This is a genomic window from Solwaraspora sp. WMMA2065 (assembly GCF_030345075.1).
Taxonomy (GTDB): domain Bacteria; phylum Actinomycetota; class Actinomycetes; order Mycobacteriales; family Micromonosporaceae; genus Micromonospora_E.
Window position 1 is genome coordinate 1041885 of record NZ_CP128361.1, and the last position, 23797, is coordinate 1065681.

A 23797-nucleotide genomic window follows, 5' to 3' on the forward strand; every position below is an offset into this window, starting at 1 on the left:
AAGGACCTCGCTGTGAGCGCGTACCTGATCAAGGGCGTCCGGGTCCTCGGCCGGGACCCCGTCGACCTGCTGTTGCGCGACGGTGTGGTCGCCGACGCCGGCACCGGGCTGAGCGCACCGGGGGCGCAGGTGCTCGACGCCGACGGCCTGATCGCCTTGCCCGGGCTGGTCGATCTCCATACCCACCTGCGTGAACCCGGCCGGGAGGACGCCGAAACGGTGGAGACCGGGTCGCGGGCCGCCGCGCTCGGCGGCTACACCGCGGTCTGCGCGATGGCGAACACCTCCCCGGTGGCCGACACCGCCGGCGTCGTCGAACAGGTCTGGCGGCTCGGCCGCCAGGCCGGGCTGGTCGACGTGCAGCCGATCGGCGCGGTCACCGTCGGTCTGGCCGGCGAGCGTCTCGCCGAGCTGGGCGCGATGGCCGACTCCGCCGCCGCGGTGCGGGTCTTCTCCGACGACGGGCACTGCGTCGCCGACCCCCGGCTGATGCGCCGTGCCCTGGAGTACGTCAAGGCGTTCGACGGTGTCGTCGCCCAGCACGCCGAGGAGCCCCGGCTGACCGAGGGCGCCCAGATGCACGAGGGCGAGGTCTCCACCCGGCTCGGCCTGACCGGCTGGCCGGCCGTCGCCGAGGAGGCGATCATCGCCCGCGACGCGCTGCTCGCCGAACACGTCGGCAGCCGGCTGCACGTCTGCCACCTGTCCACCGCCGGCAGCGTGGAGATCGTGCGGCAGGCCAAGGCCCGTGGGGTCCGGATCACCGCCGAGGTCACCCCGCACCACCTGCTGCTCACCCACGAGGCGCCGACCAGCTACGACCCGGTCTTCAAGGTCAATCCGCCGCTGCGGACCGGCGAGGATGTCGCCGCGCTGCGCGCCGCGCTCGCCGAGGGCGTCATCGACATCGTCGCCACCGACCACGCCCCGCACGCGGTGGAGGACAAGGAGTGCGAGTGGGCGTACGCCCGGCCCGGCATGCTCGGGTTGGAGACCGCCCTGTCGGTGGTGCTGCTCACGACCGCGTTGCACGACGCCGATGGTGTACCAGACTGGGAGCTGATCGCGGAGCGGATGTCCCGGGCCCCGGCCCGGATCGCCGGGCTGACCGGGCACGGGCACGACCCCGCGCCGGGCGTCCCGGCGAACCTCACCCTGATCGACCCGGCCGCCAGCCGCACCGTCGACCCGGCCGAGTCGGCCAGCCGCAGCCGCAACACGCCGTACGCGCGGATGGTGCTGCCCGGCCAGGTGGTCGCCACCTTCCTGCGCGGCGACGCGACCGTGCTCGACGGAAAGGCCGTGCGATGAACGACACCGCCGCCACCGCAGCAACCCGCCAGCGGGTTCCGGCGCTGCTGGTGCTCGAGGACGGCCGGGTCTTCCCCGGCGAGAGTTACGGCGCGGTCGGGGAGACCTTCGGCGAGGCGGTGTTCACCACCGCGATGACCGGCTACCAGGAGACCCTGACCGACCCGTCCTACCACCGGCAGGTGGTGGTGCAGACGGCACCGCACATCGGCAACACCGGGGTCAACGTCGACGACGACGAGTCGGACCGGATCCGGGTGGCCGGCTACGTGGTCCGGGATCCGGCCCGCCGCCCGTCGAACTGGCGGGCCACCGGTGACCTGGAGGACCGGCTGGCCGCCGAAGGGGTGGTCGGCATCTGCGGGGTCGACACCCGGGCACTGACCCGGCACCTGCGCGACCGGGGGGTGATGCGGGTCGGCGTCTCCACCCTGACCGGCGACCCGCAGGAGCTGCTGGACCGGGTCCGGCGGGCCCCGCAGATGGTCGGTGCCGACCTGTCCGCCGAGGTGACCACCGCCGAGCCGTACACGGTCACCGCGCAGGGCGAGCACCGCTACACCGTCGCCGCGCTGGACCTGGGCATCAAACGCAACGTGCCGCGCCGGCTCGCCGAGCGTGGGGTGACCACCCACGTGCTGCCGGCGACCTCGACGCTGGAGCAGGTCCTGGCGACCGGCCCGGACGCGGTGTTCTTCTCACCCGGGCCGGGTGACCCGGCCACCGCCGACCATCCGGTCGCGCTGGCCCGCCAGGTGATGGGGCGCCGGATCCCGCTGTTCGGCATCTGTTTCGGCTCGCAGATCCTCGGCCGGGCGCTGGGCTTCGGCACCTACAAGCTCGGCTACGGCCACCGCGGCATCAACCAGCCGGTGCTCGACCGCACCACCGGCAAGGTCGAGGTGACCAGCCACAACCACGGGTTCGCCGTGGACGCCCCGCTGAACACGGTGATCGACACCGACTTCGGCGGCGTCGAGGTGAGCCACGTGTGCCTCAACGACGACGTGGTCGAGGGGCTGCGGGCCCGTGAGGTGCCGGCGTTCACCGTCCAGTACCACCCGGAAGCGGCGGCCGGTCCGCACGACGCGGACTACCTGTTCGACCGGTTCGTCGAGCTGATCGAGGGAAAACATGCCTAAGCGGACAGATCTGCAGCATGTCATGGTGATCGGCTCTGGGCCGATCATCATCGGCCAGGCCTGCGAGTTCGACTACTCCGGCACCCAGGCGTGCCGGGTGCTGCGCGCCGAAGGGCTGCGCGTGTCGCTGGTCAACTCCAATCCGGCGACCATCATGACCGACCCGGAGTTCGCCGACGCCACCTACGTCGAGCCGATCACGCCCGAGTTCGTCGAGCTGGTCATCGCCCGGGAGCGTCCCGACGCGCTGCTGCCCACCCTCGGCGGGCAGACCGCGCTGAACACGGCGGTCGCCCTGCACTCCGCCGGCGTGCTGGACAAGTACGGCGTGGAGCTGATCGGGGCCGACGTCGACGCGATCCGTCGTGGCGAGGACCGGCAACTGTTCAAGGACATCGTCGCCGCCGCCGGCGGGGAGACCCCGCGCAGCCGGGTCTGCCACAGCATGGCCGAGGTGCACGACACCGTCGCCGAGCTCGGGCTGCCGGTGGTCATCCGGCCGTCGTTCACCATGGGCGGGCTCGGCTCCGGCATGGCGCACACCCCGGACGACCTGGAGCGCATCGCCGGTGCCGGGCTGGCCGCTTCTCCGGTGCACGAGGTCCTCATCGAGGAGAGCGTGCTCGGCTGGAAGGAGTACGAGCTGGAGCTGATGCGCGACCGCAACGACAACGTGGTCGTGGTCTGCTCCATCGAGAACATCGACCCGATGGGGGTGCACACCGGCGACAGCGTCACCGTCGCCCCGGCGATGACCCTCACCGACCGGGAGTACCAGCGGATGCGCGACATGGGCATCGCCGTGCTGCGCGAGGTCGGCGTCGACACCGGCGGCTGCAACATCCAGTTCGCCGTGCACCCGGGCACCGGCCGGCTCGTCGTCATCGAGATGAACCCCCGGGTGTCCCGGTCGTCGGCGCTGGCGTCCAAGGCGACCGGCTTCCCGATCGCCAAGATCGCCGCCAAGCTGGCCATCGGCTACACCCTCGACGAGATCCCCAACGACATCACCAAGCAGACCCCGGCGGCGTTCGAGCCGGTCCTCGACTACGTCGTGGTCAAGATCCCCCGGTTCGCGTTCGAGAAGTTCCCCGGCGCCGACCCGGAGCTGACCACCACGATGAAGTCGGTCGGCGAGGCGATGAGCCTGGGCCGCAACTTCACCGAGGCGCTGAACAAGGCGATGCGCTCGATGGAGACGAAGGCCGCCGGTTTCTGGACGGTGCCCGATCCGGCCGACGCCACCGTCGAGTCCACCCTGGCCGAGCTGGCCACCCCGCACGACGGCCGGCTCTACACCGTCGAACGGGCGCTGCGGCTGGGTGCCACCGTCGCCCAGGTCACCGAGGCCTCCGGTGGTATCGACCCCTGGTTCCTCGAGGAGATCGCCGGCCTGGTCGAACTGCGCCGTGAGATCGAGGCCGCGCCGGTGCTCGACGGCGCACTGCTGCGCCGGGCCAAGCGGGCCGGGCTGTCCGACCGGCAGATGGCCGCGCTGCGTCCGGAGCTGGCCGGCGAGGACGGGGTTCGGGCGTTGCGGCACCGGCTCGGTCTGCACCCGGTCTACAAGACGGTCGACACCTGCGCCGCCGAGTTCGCCGCCCGCACGCCGTACCACTACTCCAGCTACGACGTGGAGACCGAGGTAGCGCCGTCGGACCGGCCGAAAGTGCTGATCCTCGGCTCCGGGCCGAACCGGATCGGCCAGGGCATCGAGTTCGACTACTCCTGCGTGCACGCGGTGATGGCGCTCGCCGAGTACGAGACCGTCATGGTCAACTGCAATCCGGAGACGGTTTCCACCGACTACGACACCGCCGACCGGCTGTACTTCGAGCCGCTCACCTTCGAGGACGTGCTGGAGGTCTGGCAGGCCGAGGACGCCGCCGGCCGGGCCGCGGGCGGCCCCGGCGTGGTCGGGGTGATCGTCCAGCTCGGCGGGCAGACCCCGCTCGGGCTGGCGCAGCGGCTCGCCGATGCCGGGGTGCCGATCGTCGGCACCCCACCGGAGTCGATCCACCTGGCCGAGGAGCGGGGCGCGTTCGGCCAGGTGCTGGCCCGCGCCGGGCTGCGCGCCCCGGCGCACGGCACCGCCGTGTCGTTCGAGCAGGCCAAGGCGATCGCCGACGAGATCGGCTATCCGGTGCTGGTCCGCCCGTCGTACGTGCTCGGCGGGCGCGGCATGGAGATCGTCTACGACGACGCGACGCTGCGCGACTACATCGGCCGGGCCACCGACATCTCGCCGGAGCACCCGGTGCTGGTCGACCGGTTCCTCGACGACGCCATCGAGATCGACGTGGACGCGCTGTGCGACGCCACCGGCGAGGTCTACCTCGGCGGGGTGATGGAGCACATCGAGGAGGCCGGCATCCACTCCGGCGACTCGTCCTGCGCGCTGCCGCCGATCACCCTGGCCGCCCCGCACCTGGCCACCATCCGGCACTACACCGAGCAGATCGCCCGCGGCGTCGGGGTCCGCGGGCTGCTCAACGTGCAGTACGCGCTCAAGGACGACGTGCTGTACGTGCTGGAAGCCAACCCGCGGGCCTCGCGGACCGTTCCGTTCGTCTCCAAGGCCACTGCGGTGCCGCTGGCCAAGGCGGCGGCCCGGATCATGCTCGGGGCCACCGTCGCGCAGCTGCGCGACGAAGGGATGCTGCCGGCCACCGGTGACGGCGGCACGTTGCCGCCGGACGCGCCGATCGCGGTCAAGGAGGCGGTGCTGCCGTTCAAGCGGTTCCGCACCCGCGCCGGGCACGGCGTCGACTCGCTGCTCGGCCCGGAAATGAAGTCGACCGGCGAGGTAATGGGGATCGACCCGGCGTACGGCAACGCATTCGCCAAGTCGCAGGCTGCCGCGTACGGCTCCCTGCCGACCAGCGGAAAGGTCTTCGTCTCGGTCGCCAACCGGGACAAACGCGCGATGATCTTCCCGGTGAAGCGGCTGGCCGATCTCGGGTTCGACATCGTCGCCACCGCCGGCACCGCCGAGGTGCTGCGCCGCCACGGCATCGCCTGCGAGTTGACCCGCAAACACTGGGAGGAGCCGGGTGACGGCCAACCTGACGCGGTGACGCTGATCGCCTCCGGCGAGATCGCCCTGGTGATCAACACGCCGCAGGGCTCCGGGGCCAGCGCCCGCTCCGACGGGTACGAGATCCGCAGCGCGGCGGTCACCGCGGACACCCCGTGTGTGACCACCGTGCCCGGGGTCGCCGCCGCTGTGATGGGCATCGAAGCGCTGGTCAACGGGGACATGGCGGTCCGGCCGCTGCAGCAGTTGCACGCGGCGCTGCGCCCGGAGACAGCCGGCCGGCAGGCGGCCCGGTGACCCGATCCGGCGGGTACGGGCTGGCCCGGTCGGCGTTGTTCCGGCTCGGTGGTGGTGACGCCGAGACGGCCCATGAGTGGACGCTGCGCCGGTTGGCCGCCCTGTCCCGCAGCCGGGTGGCGCTGGCCGCGTTGCGCACCCGGTACGCGGTGGCCGCGCCGCGTACCGTCTTCGGGGTCGACTTCCCCAACCCGGTCGGCCTGGCCGCCGGGATGGACAAGGACGGCTTGGCGCTGCCCGCCTGGCCGGCGTTGGGTTTCGGTTTCGTCGAGGTCGGTACCGTCACCGCTCGTCCCCAGCCGGGCAACCCCCGACCCCGACTGTTCCGGTTGCCGGCCAGCGAGGCGGTGATCAACCGGATGGGCTTCAACAACGCCGGTGCCGAGGCGCTCGCCGACCGGCTCGCGGTGCTCGGCCGGCTGGACGAGCGGGCCGGGTTCGGCCGTTCGCATCCGGCGCACGCCGACCGCCCGGTGCCGTTGGGCATCTCGCTCGGCAAGTCGAAGGTGGTGCCGATCGAGGAGGCGGTCGACGACTACCTGTCGGCCTACAAGGCACTCAGTGGCTACGGCCAGTACTTCGTGATCAATGTCTCCTCGCCGAACACCCCGGGGCTACGGCAGCTGCAGGACCGTGGCCATCTCGACACCCTGCTGGCGACCCTGGTGGGGGAGCGGCCGATCCTGGTCAAGATCGCGCCGGACCTGTCCGAGCCGGCCATCGCCGAGTTGCTGGAGGTGTGCCTGGCCCGGGGCGCGGCCGGGGTGATCGCCACCAACACCACCCTGTCCCGCTCCGGCCTGGCCGGCGCCGACGCGGATCAGGCCGATCAGGCCGGCGGGCTGTCCGGCCGGCCGCTGACCGGCCGGGCCCGGGAGGTGGTCTCCTTCGTCCACCGGGAGACCGGTGGCGCGCTGCCGGTCATCGGGGTCGGCGGCATCCTCGACCCGGACGACGCGGCCCGGATGTTCGACGCCGGCGCCAGCCTGGTGCAGCTCTACACCGGCTTCATCTACCGTGGTCCGGGGCTGGTCCGGGCGATCGCCCGGCAGGCCCGGGGCCGATGAGCGCACCGCGTCCGGCGGGCCCGGGGCCGGTGAGCGCACAGCTGCCGGTGCCCGGCGACGGCCACCGCGCCGAGCGGTTACGGGAGCTGGACCGCCGGCACGTCTGGCATCCGTACGCCGCGCTGCCCCCGGCCATGGCGCCCCTGCTGGTCGACAGCGCCGCCGGAGTCCGGCTGCGGCTGGCCGACGGGCGGGAACTGGTCGACGGAATGTCGTCATGGTGGGCCGCCGTGCACGGCTACCAGCACCCGGTGCTGGACGCGGCCGTCACCGACCAGCTGGGTCGGATGGCGCACGTGATGTTCGGCGGGCTCACCCACGAGCCGGCGGTCCGCCTCGCACAGACCCTGGTGGAGATCACCCCGTCCGGCCTGGAGCACGTGTTCCTCTGCGACTCGGGCTCGGTGAGCGTCGAGGTCGCCATCAAAATGGGCCTGCAGTACCAGCTGGGTCGGGGTCGGCCCGGCCGGCGCAAGTTGGCCACCTGGCGCGGCGGCTACCACGGGGACACCTTCCACCCGATGAGCGTCTGCGACCCCGAGGGCGGGATGCACCATCTGTGGCGCGGAGTGCTGCCGGCGCAGGTGTTCGTGTCCGCCCCGCCGGGCGACTTCGCGGGGGCGCCGGACGAGCGGTACCTGGCCGAGCTGGTCGACGCGGTGGCCCGGTACGCGGACGAGATCGCCGCGGTGATCGTCGAGCCGGTGGTGCAGGGCACCGGCGGCATGCGGTTCCACCATCCGGCGTACCTGCGCGCCCTGCGCGAGGCGACCGCCGCGCACGACGTACTGCTGATCTTCGACGAGATCGCCACCGGGTTCGGCCGGACCGGCGCGTTCTTCGCAGCCGAGCACGCCGGGGTGACACCGGACGTGCTCTGCCTGGGCAAGGCGTTGACCGGTGGCTACCTCACACTGGCGGCCGCGCTGTGCACCCCGGAGGTGGCCGCCGGGATCTCCGCCAGCGGGGTCCTCGCCCACGGGCCGACCTTCATGGGCAATCCGTTGGCCTGCGCGGTCGCCAACGCCTCGATCGGACTGCTGCGCGCCGCCGCGCCGACGGCGGGGGCCGAGCCGGTTGCGGCCACCGGTCCGGCGCCGGCTGGGGTCGTCCCGGCCTGGCAGGTCGCCGTACGGCGGATCGAGGCCGGGCTGCGCGACGGCTTGGCCCCGGTCGCGACGCTGCCCGGCGTGCGCGACGTCCGGGTGCTCGGCGCGATCGGGGTGGTCCAGCTGGACCGGCCGGTCGACCTGGCAGCGGCGACTGCGGCGGCGGTGGACGCCGGGGTGTGGCTGCGGCCGTTCCGGGACCTGATCTACACCATGCCGCCCTATCCGGCGGACGACGATGACATCGCGCGGATCGCCCGCGCGATGGCGGCTGCGGCCGTCGCGGTACCGCGCTGAGGTCCGCCCGGCGGTACCGCCGAGGAAGGGAGAGCCGATGGAGACCTTTGGTCAGCGACTGCACCGGGCCGTCAGCGTCCGGGGCCCGCTGTGCGTGGGTGTCGACCCGCATCCGGAGCTGTTGACCCGGTGGGGGCTGCCGGACGACGTCGATGGGCTGGCCCGGTTCGCCGCGACGGCGGTCGACGCGCTTGGCGACGTGGCTGCGGTGGTGAAGCCTCAATCGGCCTTCTTCGAACGATTCGGGGCTGCGGGCATCGGCGTCCTAGAGTCAACTATCCGACAGTTTCGCGAGGCTGGGGCCCTCGTCCTGCTTGACGTGAAGCGCGGCGACATCGGTTCGACGGTCGCCGCGTACGCCGCCGCCTACCTCGATCCGGCGAGCCCGTTGGCGGTCGACGCGGTCACGGCCAACCCGTATCTGGGCGTCGGGGCGCTCGCTCCGATGTTCGATCTCGCCGGCCGGCACGGCGGCGGCGTCTTCGTGGTCGCGCTGACCTCGAATCCCGAGGGGCGGGCCGTGCAGCACGCCCGGCTGTCCGATGGACGCACCGTCGCTCAGACGGTGATCGATGAGATTTCGCAGCTCAACGTGGGTGCGGAGCCGATTGGCAGTTTCGGTCTGGTGGTCGGTGCGACCGTTGGTGACACCGGCCATGAACTGTCGCATGTCAATGGCCCAATGCTTGCCCCCGGGCTGGGTGCGCAAGGTGGACGGCCCGAGGACCTGCGGACAGTGTTCGGGCAAGCGCTTTCCGCAGTCCTTCCGTCGTACTCCCGTGAGGTGCTGAAATCCGGTCCGGACCCGTCGGCGTTGCGGGCCGCAGCCGAACAGACGCTTGTTAAGTGTCGGGAGGCTCTCGGGGTTCTGGTCTGAGTGAGTGACCGATCACCCCCGCGTGATCGTGGTGCGGCCACGTTGCCGAAAACGTCGCTGACCGCTAGTTTTCCCCGCGCTGGGAACCACATGCCCCTTTGGTTCCCGGCCACACCACGTTTCACAGAGCGGCGGTGCGATCCGCCCGTCGCGATAGGGACCTGAGGAGAACTGGTGCCGCTCCCGTCACTGACCCCCGAACAGCGCGCAGCCGCGCTGGAGAAGGCTGCGGAGATCCGTAAGGCCCGTGCTGAGTTGAAGGAGCAACTCAAGCAGGGCAAGACCACCCTCGCCGCCGTGCTCGACCGGGCGGAGTCCGACGACGTTGTCGGCAAGCTGAAGGTTTCCGCCGTGCTGCAGGCGATGCCGGGCATCGGCAAGATCCGGGCGACCCAGATCATGGAGAAGCTCAAGATCGCCGACAGCCGTCGCCTCCGTGGCCTCGGCGACCAGCAGCGCAAGGCCCTGCTCGGGGAGTTCGCCGCGAACTGATTCGCGGCAGGGTGTAGAAACAAGCAGTGACCATGTATGACGACGCGCGCCCGGCAGCTCGGCTCACGGTCCTCTCCGGCCCTTCCGGGGTCGGCAAGGACAGCGTGATCGAGCTGATCCGGGCGCGCTCGCCCTGGATCTGGCTGTCCGTCTCGGTGACCACCCGCCCGATGCGGGACTACGAGGTCGACGGCGTCCACTACTACTTCGTCGACCGGCCCGAGTTCGAGCGGATGGCTGCCACCGGGCAGCTGCTGGAGTGGGCCGAGTTCGCCGGCAACCTCTACGGCACTCCGCGCTCGGCGGTCGAGCAACGACTACGCGCCGGCGAGCCGGTGCTGCTGAAGATCGACCTGCAGGGTGCCCGGCAGGTGCGGGCGGCGATGCCCGAGGCCCAGCTGGTCTTCCTCGCGCCACCCAGCGTCGAGGAGCTGAAACGGCGCCTCGTCGGTCGGGGGACCGACGACGAGGAGACGATCCGTCGCCGGCTGGAGCACGCCGACGAGGAGCTGGCCGCCGAGCAGGAGTTCGACGTCACGGTGGTCAACGACGATGTGACGCGAGCCGCAATCGAGCTGGTAGGATTGCTCGGTTCGTCATTATTGACCGACGCCCAGTCGCACCGCCCGGTCTGACAGCCCGGTCTGACAGCCCGGTCTGGTCTGGCAGCACCGGTTCACGACGTTGGTTAGACGATGACACCCAGCGACAGAGCCCGACGACACAAAGGTTGCATCCCGTGGGATCCATTGCCAGCCCGGAAGGCATCACCAACCCGCCCATCGACGAGCTGCTGGAGAAGACCTCGTCGAAGTACGCCCTGGTGATCTTCGCCGCCAAGCGTGCCCGCCAGGTCAACGCGTACTACAGCCAGCTCGGTGAGGGCCTGCTGGAGTACGTCGGACCGCTGGTGGAGACCACGCCGCAGGAGAAGCCGCTCTCCATCGCCATGCGAGAGATCAACTCCAACCTGCTCACCGCCGAGCCCACCGACCAGCCCTGAGCGCCGGTACGCCGGCCCGCGTCCCGCCCCGGGTCGTTCTCGGCGTCGGTGGCGGGATCGCTGCGTACAAGGCGTGCGAGCTGCTCCGGCTGCTGACCGAGTCGGGCCACCAGGTCAAGGTGGTGCCGACTGCGGCGGCGTTGCGTTTCGTCGGTGCGCCGACCTGGTCGGCGCTGTCCGGGCAGCCGGTCGCCGATGATGTCTTCAGCGACGTCCATGACGTGCCGCACGTGCGGCTCGGCCAGCAGGCCGACCTGGTGCTGGTTGCCCCGGCCACAGCGGACCTGATCGCCCGGGCCGCGCACGGGCTCGCCGACGACCTGCTCACCAACACCCTGCTGACCGCCCGGTGTCCGGTGCTGTTCGCCCCGGCGATGCACACCGAGATGTGGGAGCATCCGGCCACCGCCGACAACGTGGCGCTGCTGCGCCGCCGCGGGGTGCTGGTCATTGACCCGGCGACCGGCCGGCTGACCGGGTCCGACACCGGCAAGGGCCGGCTGCCCGACCCCGGGGAGATCTTCGCCGTCGCCCGCCGGGTCCTGGCCCGCCCGCCCGGTGCTGTCGCCGACCTCACCGGCCGTCGGGTGGTGGTCACCGCCGGCGGCACCCGTGAACCGCTCGACCCGGTGCGGTTCCTCGGCAACCGGTCGTCCGGCAAGCAGGGGTACGCCTTCGCCCGTACCGCCGTCGCCCGTGGCGCGCAGGTGACGGTGATCGCCGCGAACGTGTCGCTGCCGGATCCGGCCGGTGTCCGGCTGATTCGGGTGGGCAGCACCGAGGAGCTGCGGGTCGCCACGCTCGCCGCAGCAGCCGAAGCCGACGTGGTCGTGATGGCCGCGGCGCCGGCCGACTTCCGGCCGGCGAGCTACGCACCCACGAAGATCAAGAAAGACGACGGCGGGCGACCGCCAGTGATCGAACTGGTCACCAACCCGGACATTGCCGCCGAACTCGGCGCGGCAAAGCGACCCGGACAGCTCCTCGTCGCGTTCGCCGCGGAAACCGGGGACCTGCTGACCAACGCCCGGGCGAAGCTGGCGCGCAAGAACGCGGACCTGATCGTCGCCAACCAGGTGGGTGTCGACCGGGTGTTCGGCGCGGATGTCAACTCGGCCACAGTGCTCGACGCCGACGGTCCGGTCGCGGTGCTCGACGAACGGGGCAAGGAGCAGCTCGCCGACGACATATGGGATCTGGTAGTGGCCCGACTGTCGCAGTGAGCTGCGCTACGTCGGTCGGCGAACCGCCGGATTCCTTGGTCGGCACGGCACCAGACCCCAACGTGGATGACTAGACTGCCGGGAACCATTGCTTTCGGATTCAAGGAGTACCGTGGCACGCCGTCTCTTCACCTCCGAGTCTGTCACGGAGGGCCACCCGGACAAGATCGCCGACCAGATCAGCGACGGGATCCTCGACGCGCTGCTGACCCAGGACCCCCGGTCCCGGGTCGCGGTCGAGACCCTGATCACCACCGGCCAGGTACACGTCGCGGGGGAGGTCACCACCCAGGCGTACGCGGACATCCCGGCCATCGTTCGCGAGACGATCCTGGGGATCGGCTATGACTCCTCCAAGAAAGGGTTCGACGGCGCGTCCTGCGGCGTGAGCGTGTCGATCGGCGCACAGTCGCCGGACATCGCCCAGGGCGTCGACACCGCCATCGAGCGCCGGGTCGGCGAGTCGGCCGACGACGCGCTCGACGCCCAGGGCGCCGGCGACCAGGGCATGATGTTCGGATTCGCCTGCTCGGAGACGCCGGAGCTGATGCCGCTGCCGATCGCGTTGGCGCACCGGCTGGCGAGACGGCTGTCGGCGACCCGCAAGGACGGCACCATCCCGTACCTGCGGCCGGACGGCAAGACCCAGGTCACCGTCGAGTACGACGGGCTGCGGCCGGCGCGGCTGGACACCGTGGTCGTCTCGAGCCAGCACGCCGCCGACATCTCGCTGGAGTCACTGCTCACCCCGGACGTGCGCGAGCACGTGATCGCCCCCGAGCTGGAGGGCCTCGGTTTGGACACCGATGGCTACCGGCTGCTGGTCAACCCGACCGGGCGCTTCGAGATCGGCGGACCGATGGGCGACGCCGGCCTGACCGGCCGGAAGATCATCGTGGACACCTACGGTGGGTACGCCCGGCACGGTGGCGGCGCGTTCTCCGGCAAGGACCCGTCTAAGGTGGACCGCTCGGCGGCGTACGCGATGCGCTGGGTCGCCAAGAACGTCGTGGCCGCCGGGCTGGCGGAGCGGTGCGAGGCGCAGGTCGCGTACGCGATCGGCAAGGCCCACCCGGTGAGCCTGTTCGTGGAGACGTTCGGCACCGAGAACGTGCCGGTGGACCGGATCGAACGGGCGATCGGCGAGGTGTTCGACCTGCGGCCGGCCGCGATCATCCGCGACCTGGACCTGCTGCGGCCGATCTACCGGCCGACCGCCGCCTACGGCCACTTTGGTCGGGAAACGCCGGAGTTCGCCTGGGAGCGCACCGACCGGGCTGCGGACCTGAAGGCCGCCGCCGGAGCCTGACCTGTCGCCGCTGGACGACCATCGGGGGTGGCGGGTCGCCGGCCAGTCCGGCAGCCGGGCAGGATGGCCCGGTGAGCACCCGCGCGGCATGCGACCGACAGCCGGCCGACCGGCTGCCGGTCGCGCGCATCTGCGTCGACGTGCCGCTGCCGCACCTGGACCGACCGTTCGACTACCTGGTCCCAGCGGAGCTCGACGACGGTGTGCAGCCGGGCACCCGGGTCCGGGTCCGCTTCGCCGGCCAACTGGTGGCCGGGTGGGTGCTGGACCGGGTGGCCGCCTCCGGCCACGACGGCAAGCTCGCCTTCCTCGACAAGCTGGTTTCGCCGGAACGGGTGCTCAGCGCCGAGATCGCGGCTCTGGCCCGCACCGTCGCCGACCGGTACGCCGGGCACCTGGCCGACGTGCTGCGGCTGGCCGTGCCGCCGAGACACGCCCGCGTCGAGCAGGAGCCCAGCGAACCGGAGCCCGGTCCCGCCACCGCGCCACTGGCCGCCGCGCCACCGGCCGCTGTGCCATCCGACGCTGCGCCGACCGACGCCGCCGGATGGGCGGCGTACCCGTCCGGACCCGCGTTTCTACGTGCCGTCGCCGACGGCCGGCCGGCCCGCGCCGTCTGGGCGCCGCTGCCCGGCGAGGACTGGCCGGCCCGGTACGCCGAGGCGATCGCCGCCACCGTACGGGCCGGTCGGGGCGCGATCGCGGTGTTGCCGGACGGACGTGACGTCGACCGGCTCGACGCGGCCCTGCGCCGGGTCCTCGGTGCCGGTCGGCACGTGGTGCTCACCGCGGCGCTCGGCCCGGCCCGGCGCTACCGGGCGTTCCTCGCGGCGAGACGCGGCCTGGTCAAGGTGGTCGTCGGCACCCGGGCCGCGATGTTCGCCCCGGTCGCCGATCTGGGCCTGGTCGCCATCTGGGACGACGGCGACGACGTGCACGCCGAACCGCGTGCGCCCTACCCGCACGCCCGCGAGGTACTGCTCACCCGGGCACAGCTGGGCGGGGTCGCGGCGCTGCTCGGCGGTTTCGCCCGCTCCGGCGAGGCGCAGCAGCTGGTAGAGACCGGCTGGGCCCGGGAAATCATCGCCGCCCGGGCGACCGTCCGGCGACGTGCCCCACGGGTCACTCCGGCCGGCGACGATGCCCAGTTGGCCCGCGACGCGGGTGCTGCCACCGCCCGGCTGCCCAGCCTGGCCTTCGCCACCGCCCGTACGGCGTTGCAGGCCGAGATGCCGGTGCTGGTGCAGGTGCCCCGGCGCGGCTACCTGCCGGCGGTGTCCTGCGCGGACTGCCGGACCCCGGCCCGCTGCCCGCACTGCTCCGGCCCGCTGGCCCTGCCGGCGGCGACCGCCACCGCACAGTGCCGCTGGTGCGGCCGGCCGGCCGCCGGCTACGCCTGCCCGCACTGCCACGGGCGTCGGTTGCGGGCGTCGGTGACCGGTGCCCGGCGTACCGCCGAAGAGCTGGGCCGGGCGTTCGCCGGCACCACGGTGCGGACCTCCGGCCGCGACGAGGTGCTCACCTCGGTGCCGGCCGAGCCGGCGGTGGTGGTCGCCACCCCGGGCGCCGAGCCGGTGGCCGCCGGTGGCTACGGCGCCGTACTGCTGCTGGACACCTGGGCGTTGCTGACCCGGGCCGACCTGCGGGCGGCGGAGGAGGCACTACGCCGCTGGCTGTCCGCCGCCGCGCTGGCCCGCCCGGCGGCCGACGGCGGCCAGGTGGTGGTGGTCGCCGACGGCGGGCTCGCCCCGGTGCAGGCACTGCTGCGCTGGGATCCCGGCTGGTTCGCCGCCCGCGAGTTGGCCGACCGGCGGGAGCTGGGTTTCCCGCCGGCGGCCCGGATGGCCAGCGTGACCGGCCCCGCCGAGGCGGTGGCCGAACTGCTGGCCGCGTTGCGGATGCCGGACAGCGCCGAACTGCTCGGTCCGGTGCCGGCGGCCGACGGCCAGGAACGGATGCTGATCCGGGTCCGCCGGTCGCAGGCGGCCGAACTGGCCCGGCAGCTGCGGGTGGCGGCCGGCACCCGCACCGCCCGCCGTGCCGGCCAGCCGGTACGCATCCAGATCGACCCGCTCGACCTGCTCTAGCTGGCTTTAGCCAGACGAGGGACGTGCACGGGAGTTCGTCTGGGTATGGGCTTGGCATCGGCGTAGGCTGCGCCGGGTGCCGAGGACGAGGCGATCATGGGGTTCGGACAGGGCGGCGGCGGATGCCTCCTACGCGGCGGCGTTCGACCGGTTGTTCGTTCAGGGTCGTGAAGCGGTCCTGTCTGGGACCCACTACCGGGACACGCCGCCGGTTGAGGGTGGCCGGTGGGGGACGTCGGTGGTGTTCGTTCCCGATACGGACAGCGTGTCGAGGCTGGCTGCGGTGACCGCCGAGGTGATGAGGTTGGCCGGTCCGGGTCACTGGCCGACCGGCGCCCCGGAGGCGGTGCATTTCACGGTCCGAGCCATTGAGACTCATCGCCGCGATGTTCCTGTGGGCGATCCGCTGGCGGGTCGGTGTGCGGCTGCACTGGGCCGGGCGGCTGCGGAGTGTCGGCCAGTCCGGTTCAGGCTGCGCGGGGTGACGCTCACGCCGTCCGGGGTGATGATGTGTGCGTTTCCCCTTGACGATGCTGCTGACGGGTTCGCTGATCGGCTCGGTGAGGAGTTGGGGTCCGACGGCTGGTTCGAGGACAGCTATCACCGTGACATCTGGTACGCCACGCTGGTGCACTTCACCGGTGAGGTCCGCGACCGGCAGGGGCTGGTGGACTGGGTCGACAGGCGGCGGGATCTGCATCTGGGCGAGGCCGCCGTCGACAGGGCGGAACTGCTGCGGTTTCGGCACAACGGCCGGCAGCCGGTACGGGTTGGGCTTGGACACGCGCGACTCGACGGGGTGTCTGTCGCGGCTTTCGTTTCAGACTGCCGGTAGCCGGTGGGGCGGCAGGTGCCGCCCCACCGGGGTTGGCGGCTATGTCCGATAGCCGAGGCTGAGGACGGTCCAATCGGCGGCCATCCAGCGGGGTACGGTGATGACTCCCCGGGTGTCGAGCAGGATCGGGGTGCGGATCGGTCGGCGATAGTCTGTGGGTCGAGCGCGCCGAACTCGGGCCAGCCGGTGGCCACAATGACCATGTGGGCGTCCTGAGCGGCGTCAGCGGCGGTCTGGGCATAGGCCAGGTCCGGAGCTGCTTGCCGGGCCTGGGGCATGGCCTGGGGGTCGTAGACGGTGACGGTCGCGCCTTGGTGGTGCAGGCGGGTGGCGACGTCGAGGGCGGGTGAGTCGCGTACGTCGTCGATGCCCGCTTTGAACGCGGCGCCCCAGACGGCGATGCGACGTCCTGTGAGTGTTCCTCCGACGGCTGAGCGGGCCAGGTTGATGGCACGGTGGCGCATGTGTTGGTTGATCGTGTCGACGCTGCGGAGCAGATTCACGGCCGGAGTGATGTCGGCGGCGGTGGCCTGTTGGGTGAAGGCGTGGAGGTCCTTGGGTAGGCAGCCGCCACCGAAGCCGAGTCCGGGTGTTAGGTATTGATGTCCGATGCGGGCATCGTGGCCGATTGCGTCGGCGAGGTCGCTGATGTTGGCACCTACAGCGGCGCTCATCTCGGCTACGGCGTTGATGAACGAGATGCGGGTGGCCAGATAGGCGTTCGCGGTGGCCTTGACCATCTCGGCGGCGCGCTGTCGGCACCGACGACGATGCGGTCCGGGGTGAGGGTGTCGGCCACTGCGGTGCCCTCGCGCAGGAACTCCGGATTCCAGGCGACTTCGATCTGCCCGGCGGCGGGGGCGAGGCTGCGGGCCAGGGTTTCGAGCTTTGCGGCGGTGCCGGGTGTGACGGTGGATTTGCCGACGATCAGGCGGCTGGTGTAGATGCGGTGCGAGTTCGTGGACTGCGCCGGTGAGCTGGGACAGGTCGTAGGTGCCGTCCGGGCCGGAGGGGGTGCCCACGGCGAGGAAGTGGACCTCGCCGTGGGTCGCGGCCTGTTTGAAGTCGGTGGTGAAGCGTAGCCACGGCCCTGACTTCGACCCAACCAACATCATCGATGTGAACGTTGACAGCGACGAAGTAGTACGGCCGGATCACCACGTCGTCAATACCGTCTTCCCGACTTCACGGTCACGGCCGCCCGAGTGACCACCGCGTCCGTCACCACGTCCGGCGTACGCCCGTAGACTGGAGGCACCGTTTGCCCACGACAAGGAGCCTGACCGCGTGACCGTCCAGCCCATCCGACTCTTCGGCGATCCGGTGCTGCGCACTGCGGCCGAGCCCGTGGTCGACTTCGACGCCGAGCTGCGCGGGCTCGTCGCCGATCTGACCGACAGCATGACCGATCAGAACGGCGCCGGCCTCGCCGCGCCGCAGCTCGGTGTCGGGCTGCGGGTATTCACGTTCCACGTCGACGACCTGCTGGGCCACCTGGTCAACCCGGTGCTGGACTTCCCCGACGAGGAGGAACAGGACGGCCCCGAAGGCTGCCTGTCCATCCCGGGGCTCTACTTCGACACCAAACGTCGACAGAACGTCGTCGCGAAGGGCTTCAACGAGTACGGAGATCCGATGCAGATCGTCGGCAGCGGTCTGCTGGCCCGCTGCGTCCAGCACGAGACGGACCACCTCGACGGGGTGCTGTTCCTGGACCGGCTCGACGCCGCCACCCGCAAGGAGGCGATGAAGGCCATCCGCGAAGCCGACTGGTACGACGCCGCCGCACCGCCGACGGTGAAGGTCAGTCCGCACCGCTCACCCGGTGGCCTGTTCCGGCCCGGTGCGGCGACCAGCCCGTTCGGTCTGGGCGGGTGACGGCGATGCGACTCGTCTTCGCCGGTACCCCGGCGGTCGCCATTCCCGCGCTGGACGCGATCGCCGCCAGCGGCCACGAACTCGTCGCGGTGGTCACCCGGCCGGACGCCCCCGCCGGGCGGGGGCGCCGGCTGGTCCGCTCCGCAGCCGGTGCCTGGGCTGACGAGCGGGGGATCGAGGTGCTGACCCCACAGCGCCCGCGGGAGCCGGAGTTCCTCAGCCGGCTGACCGAGCTGGCCCCGGACTGCGTACCGGTCGTCGCCTACGGTGCCCTGGTCCCGCCGACCGCGCTGGCCATCCCCACCCACGGCTGGATCAACCTGCACTTCTCCCTGCTGCCGGCCTGGCGCGGGGCGGCTCCGGTGCAGCACGCGGTGCTGCACGGCGACGAGGTGACCGGCGCGAGCGTGTTCCAGCTGGAGGAAGGGCTGGACACCGGCCCGGTGTTCGGCACGGTGACCGATCAGGTCGGCCAGACGGACACCGCCGGTGACCTGCTGCAGCGGCTGGCGTCCAGCGGCGCGCAGCTGCTGGTCGCGGTGCTCGACGGGATCGCCGCCGGCACCGCCCGTGCGGTGCCGCAGCCCGGTGACGGGGTGTCCCTGGCCCCGAAGCTGACCGTAGACGACGTCCGGGTGCGGTGGACCGATCCGGCGTTCGCGGTGGACCGGCGGGTGCGGGCCGGCACTCCGGCGCCGGGCGCTTGGACCACGTTCCGCGACGAACGGGTCAAACTCGGGCCGGTCCGGCCGGTGCCGGACGGCCCGGAGCTGAAGCCTGGGGAAGCGCTGGCCGAACGTAACCGCCTGCTGGTCGGTACGGCCACCGTGCCGGTCGCGCTCGGCGAGGTCCGGGCCGCCGGTAAGAAGGCCATGTCGGCGGCGGACTGGGCGCGCGGCGCCCGCATCACCACCGGCGAGTTCTTCGGGTGAGCGCGAGGAGTGAGCGAGCGCAGCGAGTGAGCCCCGCAGTCGTGAACGGAGGGCGGTCATGGTGAGCGCGAGGAGTGAGCGAGCGCAGCGAGTGAGCCCCGCAGTCGCGAACGGCAGGGGCGACCGCGACCAGCGTGGCCGTCGGCGGCGGGCGGATCCGGCGCGGGACGCGGCGTACGAGGCGGTCGCGGCGGTGTACCGCGACGACGCCTACGCCAATCTGGTGTTGCCGACGATCCTGCGGGACCGGGAGTTGCGGGGCCGCGACGCCGCCTTCGCTACCGAGTTGACCTACGGCACGCTGCGGATGGTCGGCACCCTCGATCTGATCATTGCCCGGGCGGCCGGCCGGGAGGTGGACCGGATCGATCCACCGGCCCGTGACGCGCTGCGGCTGGGCTCGTATCAGCTGCTGCGTACCCGGGTTCCGGCGCACGCCGCAGTGTCGGCCACGGTGGATCTGGTGCATGACGTGGCGCCGGGGGCGGTCGGGTTCGCCAACGCCGTACTCCGGGAGATCGCCACCCGGGACCTGGACGACTGGCTCGCGGAGCTGGCACCGGACGAGCAGGCCGACCCGGTAGGTCACCTGGCGGTGACCTACCACCATCCGCCGTGGATCGTCCGGGCGTTCGCGGAGGCGCTCGGTGAGGAGCCAGGCGACGGCCTGGCGGAGACGACCCGGCTGCTGATCGAGGACAACGAGCCGCCACCGGTGCACCTGTGCGCCCGACCGGGCCGGGTCGACGCGGTCGAGCTGGCGGACGCCACCGGCGGGGCACCGGGCGCGTTCTCGCCGTACACCGTCTATCTGCCGGGCGGCGCGCCGGGCGAGGTGTCGGCGGTCCGCCAGGGCCGGGCGCACGTGCAGGACGAAGGCTCGCAGCTGGTGGCGGCGGCGTTGGCCGCAGCCGAGGTGTCCGGTTCGGACCGGCGGTGGCTGGACCTGTGCGCCGGTCCGGGTGGCAAGGCGGCGCTGCTCGGCGCGTTGGCGGCCGGTCGCGGCGCCGAGGTGACCGCGGTGGAGGTCGCCGAGCACCGGGCCCGGCTGGTGGAGCAGGCGGTACGCGGGCTGCCGGTCACGGTGCACGTCGCCGACGGTCGTCAGGTGGGTGCCGGGACGGAGCTGCCCGAGGCGGCGTTCGACCGGGTGCTGGTGGACGCGCCGTGCACCGGGCTCGGCTCGCTGCGCCGCCGTCCCGAGTCGCGCTGGCGGCGCCAGCCGTCGGACCTGCCACCGTTGACCCGGTTGCAGCGGGAGTTGCTCGCCGCCGGGCTGCGGGCGGTCCGGCCGGGCGGCGTGGTGGCCTACGTGACGTGCTCGCCACACCGGGTGGAGACGCATGTGTCGGTGACCGAGGCGGCCCGTAGGTCCGGCGTACCGGTGGATTTCGTTGACGCCCGGCCGTTGCTGCCGGCGGGTATGCCGGGGCTCGGCGCCGGGCCGTCGGTGCAGCTGTGGCCGCACCGACACGGCACCGACGCGATGTTCGTGGCGTTGCTGCGCCGGGTCGGTCAGCCCTGACGGACCGGCAGGGCGGCGGTGCCGCCGTCGCGTACCGAGCGGGTCAGCGGTGGTTGGTCGCGCCAGAGCAGGCAGCGTACGGCGAGGTTGCCGTCGTCCCACTCGTCCTTGAACGGGTAGTCGTAGATGGTGCCGAAGCGGTGTCGCAGGTCGTCGTCGACGGGTAGGCCGACGTAGTCGGCGACGACCCGGCGGCACCGTTCGTGTACCTGGTCGGCGTTCGCGGCGAAGTCGTCGTAGGGCAGGTCGGCTTCCAGGTACAGCCCGGCGAATTCGCTCTGGTGTGGTTCGGTGCAGGCCACCGGTGCGAGAACTCCGACGTCGCCGGCGGCGTTGGCGCTCGGGTTGAAGCAGCCCCAGCGCAGCGGGCTCGGCTGGTCGAGGGCGCCGGTGAGGCTGCCGGTGCGGGGGACAAAGGTGCGGTCCTGCATGCTGACCACCTCGCCGACGTCGCACCGGTACCAGCGGGCGCCGCCGTCCCAGGCCGTCGTGGACGGGACGACGACTTCGAGCCGGAGCCGGCCGGCCTGCCAGTCGTCGCCGAGGAACTTGCGGACCCGCTGGTCGCAGTCGGCGCGGGCGGCCCGCCGGCTGGACGAGCCGGGGGCGGGGGAGTGGTCCGGTACGCCGTACACCCCGGTGAAGATCCCGACGAAGACCGTCTCTACCTCGTGGGACTGTCCGCAGTCGACGGGTCGGTACTCGGCGCCCTGGCCGACGGTACCGGCGGCGACCGGATGGCACTCGCCGGCCCGTGGGACGAACACTTTCGGTGTGCCGATCCCCACCCAGTCGTTGGTCAGGTCGCCATCTCCGATGTTGGACCGGACAGCGGGCGCGCATCCCGCCGCTGTCGTCAGAACCGCGACCGTCAGAACCAGCCGTACCCACCACCGCATGTCGTACGCCCTCCCCGTGGTTGGAAGATCGTAGACAGCCAAGTGTACTTCACGTAGTCAAATGACTCTCCACAGTAACCGTGACCTGCCGATTCGACGGACAGCGGCCCGATGCTCCGCAAGGGAGCATCGGGCCGCAGCCGGACAACTGGTGGCGGATCAGGCGGGTTGGATGAACGTGATGCTCTGCGGACCGTTCATGCGAATCGGTTCGCCAGTGGCACTGCTGAAGTCGGTGCCACCGTGCCAGCGGTGCTCACTACTGCAGACACAGCGGATCTTCACCTGCTGTCGCGGCAGTACCATGAGCGACGCGCCGGTCGCCTCGTCGGCCAGCTCGACGATCCCCACCGGGTCTTTCGTGCTGACGTTGAGCAGAACCAGCTGGCCCGGACCCTGCGGCGGGTCGGCGATCTCGATGCTCACCGAGGTCCCGGCCTCCAACTGGTACGCGTACGGCGGGGCGTTGACGTCCGCCGCCACCAGATCGGCGCGCAGCCGGTTGCCGACGTGCCCGCTCCACTGGTACGGGTAGCCGTCCGCTTTGAACAGCAGCGGCCACTCGTACGGCCCCAGCCAGTCGACGACGAACGAGCCCTTGTCGTCGACCGGTGCGTAGCGCGGATCCCGCGAACCGTCGGCGACCGGCGCGACGAGCCCGACCGTACCGTTCGTCAGGGTCTCGTCGTCGGCACCCTGCACGGTGCCGACGATCACTGAGCGCGCGTCCAGTCGGATCGTCGGCCCGGACCGCACCTCGTCGGCGGAGAAGGTGAACCACCGCGCATTCTTCTGGGTGCCGGTGCCGCCGTCCTGGCTGACCCACTGGGCACCGTACCGGCTACCCGAGTCGGGCAACGCGAACAGATTGTAGGAACCCGGCCCGGGAACCGAGACATTCACCCGGCCCCGGGAGTCGCTCCGGGTCGGGCAGACGTCGGTAAAGCTGAACGTGAATACCGGAACGGCGAATACGCAGATGTCGGCCACCGGCTCGCCGGTGATCGCGTCCACTACGTCGGTGCGGATACCCGGCCCGTCGAAAGCCGTCGTCGCGTACGCCTGCGGTGCGATCGTGGCACCGCCCAGGAGGGCCGCAGCGACCACCGAACCGAGCACGATCCTCCGTTTCCGGTTGCCGACCGAGCGTGGTTGGACGGCGCGGTGGGCCCCGCCTTTGCCGCCTGTGGAAAATCGAATGATTCTCAACGAGGTTGCCCCTTTCGCATTTGCACTGCACTGCTAGGTGCCAGATGAGTTTGTAGCACGGATCATCGTCAATTCCCGGTTGCGGATGCCGGTGCGGCGAGCGTTTCGCTGTCGATCGGCGCCCGCGATGCTTGGAAACGCGCAACCGGGTTCGGTTCCGGGTGATCCCGCTCAGGCGGACTCGCGCCATACGACGGGGGTCGGCAGCAGCGCCCCGCCGGCTGCGATGTGGTCGCCGTTGATCTGGCGCAGCACCAGGTCGGCGGCGCGGGCCCCGATCTCCTTCGCTGGCTGGTGCACGGTGGACAGCGGTGGGTTGGTGCGGAGCGCCCAGGCGCTGTCGTCGAATCCGACCACGCCGACATCGGCCGGTACGGTCCGGCCGGCCTCGCGCAGGGTCTGGATCGCTCCGGCGGCGACCACGTCCGAGGCTGCGAAGACGCCGTCGAGGTCGGGTGTCCGCTCCAGCAGGGTCTGCATGCCGCTGACGCCGCACGAGTAGTCGTAGAGGGGGACTTCGGCGACCAGCCGGGGGTCGAACCGGTCGCCGAGTGCCTGGCGGAAGCCGGTGAGCCGGTCGGCACCGGAGTCGCGGTTCAGCGCGGCGGCGATCATGCCGATCCGCCGCCGGCCGGTGGCGACCAGCCGGGTGGTGATCTCCCGTGCCGAGCCGACGTTGTCGACCCCGACGTACGGGATCTCCTGCGCCAGGTCGGGCGGGTGCCCGACGAAGGCGGCCGGCAACTTCAGGTCGGTGACGACCCGGGTGATCGGGTCGTGTACGCGGGCCGAGACGATCACCGCGCCGTCGACGAAGCCGCCACTGAGGTAGCGGGCGATCCGTTCAGTGTCCCGGTCGGAGTCGACCACCAGGTTGACCATCTGGTACTCGCCGGCGGAGAGCACCGCGTTGGCGCCCAGCATGATCGCCCCGATGTTCGGGTCCTCCAGAAACAGCGAGTGCGGTTCGAGCACGATGAAGCCGACCGCCTGGGAACGTTGGGTGACCAGGTTGCGGGCGGCGGTGTTCGGTACGTAGCCGACCTCGGCGATGGCGGCGAGGATCGCGGCGCGGGCAACGGGGGAGACGTAGCCACCGTTGAGGACCCGGCTGACGGTGCCCCGGGACACGCCGGCGGCGGCGGCGACGTCGTGCACGGTGGCCCGCTTCGTCATCGGTCTCGGCCGGTTCACGCCGATCACTGTAGCGGCCGGCCCTTGACCTGCGGCGGAACGCGGCTCTAACGTCTGCACGTTCACACATTCGT

Annotated in this window: 19 protein-coding genes and 2 pseudogenes; 16 read left to right on the forward strand and 5 right to left on the reverse strand. The window is 71.7% G+C overall.

Annotation, left to right across the window (positions count from 1 at the left end; translation table 11 throughout):
- Positions 1 to 12 precede the first annotated feature (12 nt).
- From O7610_RS04830 to O7610_RS04890, 13 genes are all read left to right on the forward strand, one after another.
- Positions 13 to 1311 (forward strand): dihydroorotase, encoded by a 1299-nt coding sequence (locus tag O7610_RS04830; protein WP_281554546.1) that lies wholly within the window; start codon positions 13 to 15, stop codon positions 1309 to 1311.
- Complete coding sequence (gene carA, locus O7610_RS04835) at positions 1308 to 2453, forward strand: glutamine-hydrolyzing carbamoyl-phosphate synthase small subunit (protein WP_289212731.1); 1146 nt, start codon at positions 1308 to 1310, stop codon at positions 2451 to 2453. Before O7610_RS04830 ends, carA begins: the two co-directional genes overlap by 4 nt.
- Positions 2446 to 5787, forward strand: a complete 3342-nt coding sequence (gene carB / locus O7610_RS04840) for a carbamoyl-phosphate synthase large subunit (RefSeq protein ID WP_289212732.1) — start codon at positions 2446 to 2448, stop codon at positions 5785 to 5787. The genes carA and carB overlap by 8 nt, the downstream gene beginning before the upstream one ends.
- On the forward strand, positions 5784 to 6854 hold the full coding sequence (locus O7610_RS04845; RefSeq protein ID WP_502959077.1) for a quinone-dependent dihydroorotate dehydrogenase: 1071 nt from the start codon (positions 5784 to 5786) through the stop codon (positions 6852 to 6854). Before carB ends, O7610_RS04845 begins: the two co-directional genes overlap by 4 nt.
- Before the next feature lie 134 nt (positions 6855 to 6988).
- Entirely contained in the window at positions 6989 to 8260 is a 1272-nt protein-coding gene (bioA, locus tag O7610_RS04850; protein WP_475051389.1) for an adenosylmethionine--8-amino-7-oxononanoate transaminase, read from the forward strand.
- A 37-nt stretch (positions 8261 to 8297) separates the two neighbouring features.
- On the forward strand, positions 8298 to 9137 hold the full coding sequence (gene pyrF, locus O7610_RS04855) for an orotidine-5'-phosphate decarboxylase (protein ID WP_281554550.1): 840 nt from the start codon (positions 8298 to 8300) through the stop codon (positions 9135 to 9137).
- A gap of 174 nt (positions 9138 to 9311) precedes the next feature.
- The gene (gene mihF / locus O7610_RS04860; RefSeq protein ID WP_123601181.1) at positions 9312 to 9629 is read left to right on the forward strand and encodes an integration host factor, actinobacterial type; all 318 of its coding nucleotides are present in this window, start codon (positions 9312 to 9314) and stop codon (positions 9627 to 9629) included.
- Between the two features lie 32 nt (positions 9630 to 9661).
- Positions 9662 to 10264, forward strand: a complete 603-nt coding sequence (gene gmk / locus O7610_RS04865; RefSeq protein WP_281555556.1) for a guanylate kinase — start codon at positions 9662 to 9664, stop codon at positions 10262 to 10264.
- 104 nt (positions 10265 to 10368) lie between these two features.
- Positions 10369 to 10632: a DNA-directed RNA polymerase subunit omega gene (gene rpoZ / locus O7610_RS04870; protein ID WP_123601182.1), complete on the forward strand. Its 264-nt coding sequence runs from the start codon at positions 10369 to 10371 to the stop codon at positions 10630 to 10632.
- Positions 10629 to 11855, forward strand: a complete 1227-nt coding sequence (gene coaBC / locus O7610_RS04875; protein WP_281555557.1) for a bifunctional phosphopantothenoylcysteine decarboxylase/phosphopantothenate--cysteine ligase CoaBC — start codon at positions 10629 to 10631, stop codon at positions 11853 to 11855. Before rpoZ ends, coaBC begins: the two co-directional genes overlap by 4 nt.
- Before the next feature lie 112 nt (positions 11856 to 11967).
- On the forward strand, positions 11968 to 13164 hold the full coding sequence (gene metK, locus O7610_RS04880; RefSeq protein ID WP_281554551.1) for a methionine adenosyltransferase: 1197 nt from the start codon (positions 11968 to 11970) through the stop codon (positions 13162 to 13164).
- A 128-nt stretch (positions 13165 to 13292) separates the two neighbouring features.
- Entirely contained in the window at positions 13293 to 15251 is a 1959-nt protein-coding gene (locus O7610_RS04885) for a primosomal protein N' (RefSeq protein ID WP_281555558.1), read from the forward strand.
- 481 nt (positions 15252 to 15732) lie between these two features.
- On the forward strand, positions 15733 to 16086 hold the full coding sequence (locus O7610_RS04890) for a hypothetical protein (RefSeq protein ID WP_281554552.1): 354 nt from the start codon (positions 15733 to 15735) through the stop codon (positions 16084 to 16086).
- A gap of 194 nt (positions 16087 to 16280) precedes the next feature.
- On the opposite strand, the pseudogene O7610_RS04895 reads toward O7610_RS04890, so the two are convergent.
- Both O7610_RS04895 and O7610_RS30545 read right to left on the reverse strand, forming a co-directional pair.
- Positions 16281 to 16826: pseudogene (locus O7610_RS04895) on the reverse strand (UDP binding domain-containing protein); the annotation flags it as partial.
- A pseudogene (locus tag O7610_RS30545) lies at positions 16766 to 17201 on the reverse strand (hypothetical protein). The pseudogenes O7610_RS30545 and O7610_RS04895, both read right to left, overlap by 61 nt.
- Before the next feature lie 172 nt (positions 17202 to 17373).
- Here O7610_RS30545 and def point away from each other — a divergent pair.
- From def to O7610_RS04920, 3 genes are read left to right on the forward strand one after another with little or no spacing between them, the layout of a single operon-like run.
- The gene (gene def / locus O7610_RS04910) at positions 17374 to 17964 is read left to right on the forward strand and encodes a peptide deformylase (RefSeq protein WP_278168682.1); all 591 of its coding nucleotides are present in this window, start codon (positions 17374 to 17376) and stop codon (positions 17962 to 17964) included.
- 5 nt (positions 17965 to 17969) lie between these two features.
- Entirely contained in the window at positions 17970 to 18896 is a 927-nt protein-coding gene (gene fmt, locus O7610_RS04915; RefSeq protein ID WP_281554553.1) for a methionyl-tRNA formyltransferase, read from the forward strand.
- A gap of 58 nt (positions 18897 to 18954) precedes the next feature.
- On the forward strand, positions 18955 to 20421 hold the full coding sequence (locus tag O7610_RS04920) for an RsmB/NOP family class I SAM-dependent RNA methyltransferase (protein ID WP_475051385.1): 1467 nt from the start codon (positions 18955 to 18957) through the stop codon (positions 20419 to 20421).
- Here the strand turns inward: O7610_RS04920 and O7610_RS04925 are convergent.
- From O7610_RS04925 to O7610_RS04935, 3 genes are all read right to left on the reverse strand, one after another.
- Complete coding sequence (locus tag O7610_RS04925) at positions 20412 to 21209, reverse strand: septum formation family protein (protein WP_281554555.1); 798 nt, start codon at positions 21207 to 21209, stop codon at positions 20412 to 20414. The two genes, O7610_RS04920 and O7610_RS04925, sit on opposite strands and share 10 nt — an antisense overlap.
- 270 nt (positions 21210 to 21479) lie before the next feature.
- Positions 21480 to 22439: a hypothetical protein gene (locus O7610_RS04930; protein ID WP_281554556.1), complete on the reverse strand. Its 960-nt coding sequence runs from the start codon at positions 22437 to 22439 to the stop codon at positions 21480 to 21482.
- A 261-nt stretch (positions 22440 to 22700) separates the two neighbouring features.
- Entirely contained in the window at positions 22701 to 23723 is a 1023-nt protein-coding gene (locus O7610_RS04935) for a LacI family DNA-binding transcriptional regulator (protein ID WP_281554557.1), read from the reverse strand.
- Between the last annotated feature and the right edge of the window lie 74 nt (positions 23724 to 23797).